General features: G+C 60.0%; 11 protein-coding genes. 8 read left to right on the forward strand and 3 right to left on the reverse strand.

The window, feature by feature from the left end:
• Positions 1 to 42 precede the first annotated feature (42 nt).
• From D8U71_RS02880 to D8U71_RS02890, 3 genes are read right to left on the reverse strand one after another with little or no spacing between them, the layout of a single operon-like run.
• Complete coding sequence (locus D8U71_RS02880; protein WP_125926239.1) at positions 43 to 693, reverse strand: hypothetical protein; 651 nt, start codon at positions 691 to 693, stop codon at positions 43 to 45.
• A 53-nt stretch (positions 694 to 746) separates the two neighbouring features.
• On the reverse strand, positions 747 to 1784 hold the full coding sequence (locus tag D8U71_RS02885) for a hypothetical protein (RefSeq protein WP_177434877.1): 1038 nt from the start codon (positions 1782 to 1784) through the stop codon (positions 747 to 749).
• Positions 1708 to 2379, reverse strand: coding sequence for a hypothetical protein (locus tag D8U71_RS02890; RefSeq protein WP_125926241.1), 672 nt, complete (start codon positions 2377 to 2379; stop codon positions 1708 to 1710). The genes D8U71_RS02885 and D8U71_RS02890 overlap by 77 nt, the downstream gene beginning before the upstream one ends.
• 225 nt (positions 2380 to 2604) lie before the next feature.
• Between D8U71_RS02890 and cbiE the strand changes: the two genes are divergently transcribed.
• From cbiE to D8U71_RS02930, 8 genes are all read left to right on the forward strand, one after another.
• Positions 2605 to 3816, forward strand: a complete 1212-nt coding sequence (cbiE, locus tag D8U71_RS02895; protein ID WP_130887121.1) for a precorrin-6y C5,15-methyltransferase (decarboxylating) subunit CbiE — start codon at positions 2605 to 2607, stop codon at positions 3814 to 3816.
• Entirely contained in the window at positions 3809 to 4906 is a 1098-nt protein-coding gene (locus D8U71_RS02900; protein ID WP_130887122.1) for a cobalt-precorrin-5B (C(1))-methyltransferase, read from the forward strand. The genes cbiE and D8U71_RS02900 overlap by 8 nt, the downstream gene beginning before the upstream one ends.
• Positions 4903 to 5619: a cobalt-precorrin-6A reductase gene (locus tag D8U71_RS02905; protein ID WP_130887123.1), complete on the forward strand. Its 717-nt coding sequence runs from the start codon at positions 4903 to 4905 to the stop codon at positions 5617 to 5619. Before D8U71_RS02900 ends, D8U71_RS02905 begins: the two co-directional genes overlap by 4 nt.
• Before the next feature lie 185 nt (positions 5620 to 5804).
• A complete protein-coding gene (locus D8U71_RS02910; protein ID WP_073471760.1) occupies positions 5805 to 6203 on the forward strand; it encodes a DUF2946 domain-containing protein in 399 nt (132 codons plus the stop codon).
• A gap of 48 nt (positions 6204 to 6251) precedes the next feature.
• Positions 6252 to 6731, forward strand: a complete 480-nt coding sequence (locus D8U71_RS02915; protein ID WP_130887124.1) for a copper chaperone PCu(A)C — start codon at positions 6252 to 6254, stop codon at positions 6729 to 6731.
• 21 nt (positions 6732 to 6752) lie between these two features.
• Positions 6753 to 7199, forward strand: coding sequence for a DUF2946 domain-containing protein (locus D8U71_RS02920; RefSeq protein WP_130887125.1), 447 nt, complete (start codon positions 6753 to 6755; stop codon positions 7197 to 7199).
• 84 nt (positions 7200 to 7283) lie between these two features.
• Positions 7284 to 9404 carry a TonB-dependent copper receptor gene (locus D8U71_RS02925; RefSeq protein ID WP_130887126.1) on the forward strand — a complete coding sequence of 707 codons (2121 nt, stop codon included), beginning with the start codon at positions 7284 to 7286 and terminating at the stop codon, positions 9402 to 9404.
• A gap of 151 nt (positions 9405 to 9555) precedes the next feature.
• The gene (locus D8U71_RS02930) at positions 9556 to 10929 is read left to right on the forward strand and encodes a PepSY domain-containing protein (protein ID WP_130887127.1); all 1374 of its coding nucleotides are present in this window, start codon (positions 9556 to 9558) and stop codon (positions 10927 to 10929) included.
• The last annotated feature ends 34 nt before the right edge of the window (positions 10930 to 10963 follow it).

The following is a 10963-nucleotide window of genomic DNA, read 5'->3' on the forward strand; positions in this document are numbered from 1 at the left end:
CGGTGGGGCAGGCAGGCTTCAGTTGTTGCCTCTGCCGCGCTCTCAGGTCAGGGCGATAATCTGCTTTTCGCGCCGCTCACCCAATAACGCGATAATCCTGGCTCTCGAGAAACAGTAATCATCGGCATCTATAAGAGCCTTGTAGCAATCAACAGCAAGGTTGCCCACTATCTGCTCAGCATTGAAGCGTCGCTCAAGCACATTGCCCGGAACAGGCTCTTTGACGGCAAACGAAATGACGACCATCGTAAGCGTCGATTCCGCAGATACGCTGCCAAGCATGAAGCGAATCGACTTGCCCTCTTGCAGAATATTTCGCTGAAGCAACTCAAGGGCCGCACCGTTGCTCTCCAGTTGCGAGGTCAGATTGGCAATTACCTGTTGGTTCAAAACTGCCGGCGCCCATCCTTGCAAGAGTTCTTGAGTCAACTCCAGCAGAGTAAAAGTATCGGGCGTAGTGACCGGCGCGCTGATAACCGGATCGTCGAAAAACAAAGCACCGGTGACTTTCAAAGCCGTTTTATTGGCGTCATTCCATGCATCGCATTCAACAGCATCGGGAACTTTATGCGAGGCGACCGTTTGTGAGTAAAGCAGCGCATCGAGACTGTCGTCAATGTCAGATGCCGACAGCTCTTTACTCACCAGCACTAATGCCCCTGCACATACGAAAACCTTCGAAATCGCGAACATTTGCATCTCCCACAAAAAAAACCAGAGGCTTGCGCCTCTGGCATTAATCACTTTCAGACCGATTGGCCAAATTCGTAGCTGAGCGCTTTCTCACGCTGCTCAGTCAGAGCCTTGACAATCAACGGTTCTACCATTGCATAGTCTTCCTCATCCATATACATCGTGGCGCCGGCGTTATAAATCTCCACAGCAGATGTAGCCCACTCTACAAACAGTACTTTGGTAGGTTGAGCCGAAGCCAGATATTGCACAGCAGCGATTGCCAGGGTGATACCACCTTCATCATCCTGCGAAGCCGCACTCATGCAAAAATTGCCACCTTCGGCTTTCTTCGAGTTGTTCTCGAACAGCGTCAGGGCCTGTGGTTCATTTTTCAGCGCATCCATGGTCGCATCTGCCACAGTGGACAATAATTTAAGGGCTGCCTGGCCCTGTCCTACTGCTGCACTAACAGCGGTATGCAGAACAGACAGGACAACATTATCCATGGTCAGTTTTTGCGAAGTAGCGGTATATCGATTATAAGGCTGGCTGAAAGCAAACCAGCCAGCCAGTTTCATCAATCGCATAAACTCGTTATAGCGCTGTTCCTTTTGGCTGGAGGCCGGATACTTGAGCAAGGCAACCAGATCGGCATACATGTAGGTGTTTTTAACGATTCGCTTGCTGCGCTTGGACATGCTTGCATCAAAACCTGCAATACCCGAGCCCATGATTGCAGCATTCAGTTCATCTTTATCAATCGGCAAGCTACTGCCAACACTTGCCGAACGCGAGCGCAGCACTGGCTGCGAAGCGATAAAGTCATTGGTTTGCGCAATCAAACTAAACCGCTCAACAGCGGAGATTACATCTTTATTCAGCTCAGTCATAAATGGATTCCTTTCTTGGTTAAAACACCGACTTGGTGTGGAAAACAAATTAATCACAGCGCCGGAGTTAATCAAATCGAAATTCCATGCATTTAATTTCAGACCATCATACAAACCAGCAAACAAAGCTCTCCAACTAACATCAAGCGCCCTGAGCCAACTCAATTTCACGCGTGCGCATATCAAGTACTGCTGCAGCCAACTGAAGCCGATTTTCATTTATCGCGGCAGACCTGATCAAGAAGCGCCTGGAGCGGATATCAAGCTCCGAACCCGTATGCTGAATAGTCCAGAACAAATAGGTAGAGGGCCACTTCGCGTCAAGCAAGCGAACATTACTGATGACAATTTCCAATTCCCTATTGAAATTGTACTGAGCAGGGGAAAAACGAAAATCGCTCCATTCCCGAGCGCCACCTCTAAATACATCTATTGCATCTGAATGTGTCTCAAGCATATGGAACGCTTCCTTCATTAGCCCGACTTTCTCCCGACTTAGTTGTTGCGACAAGGATCGCGCCCAGACGTCCAGCGCATTGCCGGTAAAGTTCTTGTCAACATGGATTACCGGAGCCTGCTCCAGGCTCCAGCCGACAGACCAAAGCACCCCAGAATAATATTCGAACCAAGCAGCTGGTTCACTGTTTCTGTTATGACGCAAATCGGCTCTGTATTCTGCCCAGCGCATACTGTCTTTGACGAATCGTTTGTCTTCCGGCGTCAACCCGGAAAAGAAGGACAACAGATTATTCCCCATCACTGTCGCACTGCCTTGGTTGGGCAGTGCCGAGATACTGTTCAAAACATCGCTCATTTCAATTATCCATTCGATTATTCAACTTACTAAAAAAGTACCTTCCAGATATTCACAAGTACTTCCAGCGGAACGCCGATTCAATACTTGCGAAGAACTCGAAAAATCACAAAAAACAATGTAAACATTCAATGTCGGCGCTCCTGAAAAAAGGACAGCAGCCAGTTATCGATTGTCGCGTTATCATGTCGCCCGCTTCGCTGGACGCAGGATCTGGAGTATGAAATGGGCGATTGGCTGACCGTTGTGGGTATTGGTGAAGACGGCTTCAAGGGCCTGGGCAAGAATGCCCGGCGTGCTCTGCTGGGCGCTTCGCGGATCGTCGGCGGCCAGCGTCAGCTGGACCTGCTGCCGCCGTGCATCGGCGGCGAGCGGCAATTGTGGCCGAGTCCGTTTTCCCTCGCGCCAGTGCTCGAGTCGCGTGGCGAGCCGGTCTGCGTGCTGGCCAGCGGTGATCCGATGTTTTACGGCGTCGGTGCCAGTCTGGCGCGTCATGTGCCGAGCGCCGAGATGGCGATCATCCCCGCCCCTTCGTCCTGCGCATTGGCGGCGGCGCGCCTGGGCTGGCCGTTGCAAGAGGTGACGGTTGTGTCGCTGGTGGCGCGTCCGCTGGCGGCGCTCAATGCGCATCTGTTCAGCGGCGTGCGTCTGTTGCTGCTGAGCAATGACGGCAGCAGCCCGGCAGCCGCTGCGCAATTGCTGTGCGAGCGTGGTTTCGGCGCAAGTCGCATGACTGTTCTGGAACATCTGGGCGGCGACGCCGAACGACGTATCGAACGCAGCGCCAGCGAATGGGGCGATGCGGCGGTCGCCGACCTCAACGTCGTCGCTGTCGAGTGCCTGGCCGACCCCGGTGTTACCGGCCTGTCGCGCCTCGCCGGCTTGCCCGATTCGGCGTTCCGTCACGACGGCCAGTTGACCAAGCGCGACGTGCGCGCCATCACCCTCGCCCGCCTGGCGCCGAAACCCGGCGAACTGCTCTGGGATGTCGGCGCCGGCAGCGGCTCGATCGGCATCGAGTGGATGCGTGCGCACCCGAGCTGTCGTGCCATGGCGGTCGAGGCCGACGAGGGCCGTCAGCAATTGATCGAACACAACCGCGATGCGCTGGGCGTACCCGGCTTGCACCTGATTCGCGGCAAGGCGCCGCAAGCACTGGATAACCTCGAACGGCCGGACGCTGTTTTTATCGGCGGCGGCGTCACCCGTGAGGGTGTATTCGAAACCTGCTGGGACCGGCTCAAGCCCGGCGGCCGATTGGTGGCGAACGCCGTGACCCTGCAAAGCGAAGTCACCCTGATGCATTGGCGCGAACAATACGGCGGCGAACTGACGCGCATCCATATCGCCCAGGCGCAACCGCTTGGCGAGTTCGACACCTGGCGTCAGGCATTGCCGATCACCCTGCTGGAACTGGTCAAAGCCCTCGATGCGTGACGAAACCGCCGAACAACCCGCGCCCCTGCGCAGCGGCCTCACCACCGGCAGCTGCGCCACCGCCACCAGCCTCGCCGCCGCGCGCCTGTTGCTCACCGGCATCGCTGCCGACGCGGTGCACATCACTTTGCCCAAGGGCAAACAGGTGCAGATGCGCCTGGAGTTCTGCCGCCTGAGCGCGGGCGGCGCCGAGGCCGGTACGATCAAGGATGCCGGCGATGACCCTGATGTTACCCACGGCGCCCTGCTTTACTCACAGGTGCGCCTGTCAGCCGAACCGGGAATTCGCTTCAACGCCGGTGTCGGCGTCGGCACGGTGACCCGACCGGGTCTGGTATTGGCCGTCGGCGAGCCGGCGATCAATCCGGTGCCACGCAAAATGATCAGCGATCACCTGGCCTTGCTCGCCGCCGAAACCGGCTACGGTGGCGGCTTCGAGGTGACGATCAATGTCGAGGGCGGCGCAGAACTGGCGCTGAAAACCATGAATCCACGGCTGGGCATTCTTGGCGGCCTGTCGATCCTCGGTACCAGCGGCATCGTCCGACCGTTTTCCTGCGCCGCTTACATCGCCTCGATCCATCAGGGCATCGACGTGGCGAAAACCAACGGCTATCTGCACATCGCCGCGTGCACCGGCAACGCCAGCGAAGACACCATGCGCCGGGTCTATGACCTGCCGGAAATCGCCCTGATCGAGATGGGTGATTTCGTCGGTGCGGTGCTCAAGCATCTGCGCAAAGTGCCTGTGGATAAACTCAGCCTGTGCGGCGGCTTCGGCAAGATCAGCAAACTCGCCGCCGGGCATATGGATCTGCATTCGCGGCATTCGAGCATCGATTTGCCGCAGCTGGCCGAATGGGCGGCGGCGATTGGCGCGGACCCGGCGTTGCAGCAAGGCATTCGCGAAGCCAATACCAGCCAACAAGCCTTGGCCATGGCGAGTGCGGCGGGCATTGCTTTGGGGGATGAGGTTTGTCGCCATGCGCTAAATTTCGCTCGCAGCGTAGTGCCGGCGCAGGTCCAGGTCGAGGTGTTTGCCATTGATCGTCAGGGCGGGATTGTCGGGCACGCCGGAGGTTTTGCATGAAACGGCTCCTGTTGCTCGGCGGCGTGACTGAAGCGCTGGCGATTGCCCGCACGCTCGGCCCACAACATATCTACAGCCTCGCCGGCGTTGGCCGGGTGCCGAGCGATTTGCGCTGCCAGGTTCGGGTCGGCGGCTATGGCGGCGCTGAGGGTCTGGCGCAGTTCATCGCCGATGAGGACGTCGATCTGCTGCTCGACGCCACGCACCCGTACGCCGCACAAATCAGCGCCAACGCCGCCCGCGCGGCACAGCTCGCCGGCGTTCCCTGCTGGGCCTTGCGCCGCCCCGCCTGGCAGCCGCAAGCAGGCGATGACTGGCGCGAGGTCAGTGACTGGGCCGAACTGATCACAGCCCTCGAACCGTTCCACCGCCCGCTGTTCACCCTCGGCCGCGAACCGCTGCGACATCTCGACGAAATCCCCGCCCACCAGTTCTGGACCCTGCGCGCCCTCGACGTCTATCCCGGCAACGCGCGCTGCGAAGTGATCGGCGCCCGTGGGCCGTTTCTGCTGGAAGACGAGCGCGCGCTGTTCGAGCGCCGGCAGATCGATGTGCTGATCAGCAAGAACAGCGGCAGCAGCGCGACTGAGCCGAAGCTGGAGGTGGCGCGTGAGCGGGGAGTGCCGGTGCTGGTGTTGAAGCGCCCGGGGTTGCCGGGGGTTGGTCGGGAGTTTGAATCAGTCGCTGAAGTCCTCGCTGCCCTTTCCCACTGAATCGGCACGGCCCTTTGTGGGAGCGGGCTTGCCCGCGAAGGCGTCAGGTCTGGCACTGCAAATTCAAGTAGCTACACTCCTTTAACAGCTCACTGCGACACCAAACCGCACGACGCTTTTTTACTTATCGGCCCTGATCAGGCTAAATGGGCCGCGCCTGATCGCCCACCCAACGGACCTGTCCCATGAACCGACGCCGGTTAGCATTTGCCTGGATCGCCTGCCTTGCAGTGCTGTTCAACATGCTCGCCATGCCGCTGAGCGGGGCGATGGCGCAGGCGGCCAGTTCACCGGCCGAGCAGATACTCTGGAGCAGTTTCTGCACCGGCAGCGGCATGAAGATGGTGGCGATCGACATCGGTGCCACGGATCAGAAGGCCCCGCAGAACGACAGCCATTCGAACATGCAGCACTGCTGGTGTTGCTCAGGTGGGGCGCCATTGCTGGCGCTGCCGGGGCATTCGCCGCAGCTGTATTTCGCGCAATTTGAAAGCAACCGCAGCGTTGCGCCCGTCTCCCTGCAAGCCCCGACGCCGCGCCAGCAATGGCCGAGTCTCAATCCCCGTGCTTCCCCTCTGGTCTGATTTGTTCGCGCCACAAATCCGCGTTTCAAATCGTTCTGGAGAACTGCCATGTTGAAGAAACTCTTCGTCCTCGCTGCGCTGTTGTTGCCGGCGTGCTTCGCTCATGCCCATGAATACAAGGCAAGTGCGCTGGAAATCGCCCACCCGTGGTCGCAGGAACTGCCGCCGAATGCGCCGACCGTCGCCGCCTACTTCATCATCCACAACACCGGCAAAAGCGTCGATCGCCTGCTCAGCGTCGACTCGCCCATCGCTGCACAAGCTCAGTTGCACGAGCATGTGATGCAGGGCAATCTGATGAAGATGCAGCAAGTACCGAGCGTGGAAATCCCCGCCGGCGGCACCGTGACCTTCGCGCCGATGGCCTACCACGTGATGCTGCTCAACCCGAGCGATCGCAGCCTGCTCAGCGACGGCAAGCGTTTCCCGATGACCCTGCATTTCGAAAAGGCCGGTGACGTCAGCGTTGAAGTTGCCGTGCAGAAGAAAGCGCCGGAATCCGCTCAGGGCCACATCCACGCTCAGTAACCGACCCGGCTGACTTCGCCCATGCGTCCGTTGCGCACCAGGCCCGTCCCGCATCACCGTCAGACTCAAGCGCTGACGCGTGGCAGCTGGATCGCCCTGTTCGCCATGCTGATGATCTTCATCGGTCCACTGATTTCTCAGTCGATGCCGATGGATCAACACGCCTCGACGTCGATGCCAATGAGCATGGACATGTCGATGGACATGCCCGGCATGGATCACAGCGGCCATGCAGCCCAGCCTGCGGCCGAGCATTGCCCGCCGCAATCTTCGCATCACGTGCTGTGGGAAAAATGCGGCTATTGCAGCCTGCTGTTCAATTGCCCGGCACTGACCGGCGGCGGCGATTTCGTCGCCTTCAACATCCCGCCACCGAACACCTTCACCCCACCCTCTCCGCGTCTGGGCCATGCCCGCCAACCCTTCTTCCCCGGCGCCCGCACCCGCGCCCCGCCCATCGCCACGTAAACACGCACCTTTGATTGCACACGGTTGAGAAGACAGCTCCAGGCTGCCGGCCGTGGTGTTTACGACTGTTCGATGGAAATTGTCATGTCCAGGTTTACTGCTGTCCCCTGCGCGGAATCTGCCCGCGCGCACTTTGCCCTGAATGAATCGCGGATTCGTTGCAGGCACGCGATTGCCGTCCTTTGCGGCGTACTGCTGACACCGCTGGCGCTGGCTGATGATCACACCGGCCACGGAAATGAACTGAGCCCGACGGTGATCACTGCCATCGCCCCGAGCTCACCACTGACGATCGTCACCAACCCCAAGGATCCGCGCCAACCGGTGCCGGCCAGTGACGGTGGCGATTACCTGAAGACCATTCCCGGCTTCGCTCTGGTGCGCAATGGCGGCACCAACGGCGATCCGGTGCTGCGCGGGATGTTTGGTTCGCGCCTGAATATCCTCACCAACGGCAGCATGATGCTCGGCGCATGCCCTGGCCGGATGGACGCGCCGACTTCGTATATTTCACCGGAAACCTACGACAAACTCACGGTGATCAAAGGCCCGCAAACCGTCCTGTGGGGTCCGGGCGCATCGGCCGGTACGGTGCTGTTCGACCGTGAGCCGGAGAACTTCGGCGAACTCGGCACTCGCGTCAACGCCAGCATCCTGGCTGGCTCGCATGGGCGTTTCGACAAGGTTGTCGACGCGGCTGCCGGCGGTCCGTTGGGCTACGTGCGCGTCATCGGCAACACTGCGCATTCCGACGATTACCGCGATGGCAACAACGACATCGTCGCCTCGCGTTACGACAAGTGGAACGGCGATGTCGCACTGGGCTGGACGCCGGATGCCGACACCTTGATCGAACTCACCGCCGGCAAGGGCGACGGCGAGGCGCGGTATGCCGGGCGCGGCATGGACGGTTCGCAATTCCTGCGCGAAAGCCTCGGCCTGCGTTTCGAGAAATCCAACATCAGCGAGGTGCTGGAAAAACTTGAGGCACAGGTCTACTACAACTACGCCGACCATGTGATGGATAACTACACCCTGCGCACCCCGTCCGGCACCGGGATGATGGCAGGGCCCATGGCGTCCAACGTCGACCGACGCACCCTCGGCGCGCGGCTCAAGGCAACCTGGCGCTGGGCTGATGTTCAACTGATCACCGGCCTCGACGCACAGACCAACGAGCACCGCCAGCGCAGCTCAATGGGCATCGATACCTACAAGGACCTGCCGTACAGCAAGGACGCCGATTTCCATAACTACGGCGTGTTCAGCGAAATGACCTGGTACGCCGCCGAGCGTGATCGCTTGATCACTGGCGCCCGTGTCGACCGTGCTTCGGCCAAGGATTACCGGCAGACCACCGGGTCGGGGATGATGTCCCGCCCCAACCCGACCGCCGACGACACCCGCGCCGACACCCTGCCCAGCGGCTTCATCCGTTACGAGCATGATCTCGCCGACAGCCCGACCACGCTCTACGCCGGCCTCGGTCACGCGCAACGCTTTCCGGATTACTGGGAGTTGTTTTCACCCAAGTCCGGCCCGGCAGGATCGGTCAATGCGTTCGACTCGATCAAACCGGAAAAGACCACGCAGTTCGACTTCGGCGTGAACTACAGGAGCGCCGACCTCGAAGCCTGGGCCTCGGGTTACATCGGTGTGGTACGCGATTACATCCTGTTCGACTACACGCCGGGAATGATGGGCATGAGCACCTCGCGCGCCGAGAACATCGACGCGCGGATCATGGGTGGCGAACTCGGTGCTGCCTACAACCTCACCGACAACTGGAAAGCCGATGCGACCCTGGCCTATGCCTGGGGCAAGAACAGCAGCGACGGCTCGGCCCTGCCGCAGATGCCGCCGCTGGATGCGCGCTTCGGCCTGACCTACAGCGAGGCCAAGTGGAGCGCCGGCGCACTCTGGCGAGTGGTCGCCGCGCAGCACCGCATCGACGCGAACAAGGGCAACGTGGTCGGCAAGGATTACGCCCAGAGCTCGGGCTTCGGCGTGTTCTCGCTCAACGGCGCGTACCGCATCAACCAGCACTGGAAGGTCAGCAGCGGCGTCGACAACCTGTTCGGCAAAGCCTACGCCGAGCACCTGAACCTGGCTGGCAACGCCGGGTTCGGTTACCCGGCCAATGACCCACAGGCAATTAATGAACCAGGGCGCACGCTCTGGACCAAAGTGGATATGAGTTTCTGACACCAACACCTACCCATGTGGGAGCGAGCCTGCTCGCGAAGAGGCCGGCGCATTCAACAGTGATGTCGTCTGGCATGACGCCTTCGCGAGCAGGCTCGCTCCCACAGGTAAACAGACAACGAAAAGAACCAAGCCAAGCGGAGCACTCGTGATGCAAAAGCCTCAACCCAATTTCTACAACCTGGCCTGGCGCTGGCATTTCTATGCCGGGCTGTTCGTCGCGCCGTTCATGGTGATGCTGGCCCTGACCGGGATCATTTATCTGTTCAAACCGCAGCTCGATTTGCTGATGTACAGCAGCCTGCTCGAAGTACCGGTCGGGCACCACACGGTGCCGGCCGATGACCTGCTGCAACGGGTGAAAGCTGCCTATCCGCAAGGCCAGGTCACTCAGTACCTGCCGCCGGTGAATGCCGAACGCAGCGCGCAATTCGTGGTGAAAAACGCTGGTCACGAACTCAACGTATTCGTCGATCCGTACCACGGTGACATCCTCGGCGAGCAGGATGCCAAGCAGAATCTGCAAGCCATCGCCCGTGCGATCCACGGCGAATTGATGATCGGCACGGTCGGCGATCGGCTGATCGAAATGGCCGCTGGCTGGGGCGTGGTGCTGGTGGTCTCGGGGCTGTTTCTGTGGTGGCCGCGCGGTCAGGCGGCGGGCATTCTATGGCCGCGTTTGAACAGCCGAGGTCGAGTGTTGTGGCGCGATCTGCATGCCGTCACCGGTTTCTGGGGCGCGACATTGCTGTTGGTGATGTTGCTCAGCGGCATGACCTGGACCGGTTTCTGGGGCAAGCAATACGCGCAGGTGTGGAACGTGTTTCCAGCCGCAATGTGGGACAACGTGCCGACCTCCGACATCGAGGCACGCAGCCTCAACAGCGCGACCCGCCAGACCGTGCCGTGGGCGATGGAAAACACACCGATGCCGATGTCCGGCGACCACGCCGAACACATGAATCACGGCAATGCCCATGCCGGTCCCGCAGCACCCGAAGTCAGCCTGCAGGATGTGCAGAACATCGCCAGTGAGCGCAAGGTCGAGCCCGGCTACAGCATCACCCTGCCGACCACCGCCACCGGCGTGTTCACCATTGCCGTATTCGCCGATGACCCGCGCAACGACGCCACCCTGCATATCGATCAGTACACCGGCAAGGTCCTCGCCGATGTGCGTTTCGAGCACTACGCCACCGTTGCTCGCGCCACCGAAATCGGCGTGATGCTCCACGAAGGCAAGATGTTCGGCACCTTCAACCAGATCGTCGTGCTGCTGATCTGCCTGATGATTCTGCTCAGCGCCGTAAGCGGCGTGGTGATCTGGTGGAAGCGTCGGCCTGAAGGCAAGTTCGGTGTGCCGCCGTTGCGCCATGATTTGCCGACATGGAAAACCGGCGTGGCGATCATGCTGGTGCTGGCGGTGGTGTTTCCGCTGGTGGGGGCTTCGCTGCTGTTCGTGTGGTTGCTTGACCGGTTCGTCTTGCCACGAGTCGCTCGGCGCACCGTCGATCTACCGCGCTGATAGTGTGGCGCGGGCTCAGTGGCCCGCGCCCGAC

The sequence above is a fragment of the Pseudomonas sp. Sample_21 genome (assembly GCF_004307525.1).
GTDB lineage: Bacteria > Pseudomonadota > Gammaproteobacteria > Pseudomonadales > Pseudomonadaceae > Aquipseudomonas > Aquipseudomonas atacamensis.

Excerpts from the sequence above, each read along its gene's own strand:
- D8U71_RS02880 (WP_125926239.1), bottom strand. The coding sequence starts at position 693 with ATGTTCGCGATTTCGAAGGTTTTCGTATGTGCAGGGGCATTAGTGCTG.
- D8U71_RS02885 (WP_177434877.1), bottom strand. The coding sequence starts at position 1,784 with ATGAAAATCGGCTTCAGTTGGCTGCAGCAGTACTTGATATGCGCACGC.
- D8U71_RS02890 (WP_125926241.1), bottom strand. The coding sequence starts at position 2,379 with ATGAGCGATGTTTTGAACAGTATCTCGGCACTGCCCAACCAAGGCAGT.
- cbiE (WP_130887121.1), top strand. The coding sequence starts at position 2,605 with ATGGGCGATTGGCTGACCGTTGTGGGTATTGGTGAAGACGGCTTCAAG.
- D8U71_RS02900 (WP_130887122.1), top strand. The coding sequence starts at position 3,809 with ATGCGTGACGAAACCGCCGAACAACCCGCGCCCCTGCGCAGCGGCCTC.
- D8U71_RS02905 (WP_130887123.1), top strand. The coding sequence starts at position 4,903 with ATGAAACGGCTCCTGTTGCTCGGCGGCGTGACTGAAGCGCTGGCGATT.
- D8U71_RS02910 (WP_073471760.1), top strand. The coding sequence starts at position 5,805 with ATGAACCGACGCCGGTTAGCATTTGCCTGGATCGCCTGCCTTGCAGTG.
- D8U71_RS02915 (WP_130887124.1), top strand. The coding sequence starts at position 6,252 with ATGTTGAAGAAACTCTTCGTCCTCGCTGCGCTGTTGTTGCCGGCGTGC.
- D8U71_RS02920 (WP_130887125.1), top strand. The coding sequence starts at position 6,753 with ATGCGTCCGTTGCGCACCAGGCCCGTCCCGCATCACCGTCAGACTCAA.
- D8U71_RS02925 (WP_130887126.1), top strand. The coding sequence starts at position 7,284 with ATGTCCAGGTTTACTGCTGTCCCCTGCGCGGAATCTGCCCGCGCGCAC.
- D8U71_RS02930 (WP_130887127.1), top strand. The coding sequence starts at position 9,556 with ATGCAAAAGCCTCAACCCAATTTCTACAACCTGGCCTGGCGCTGGCAT.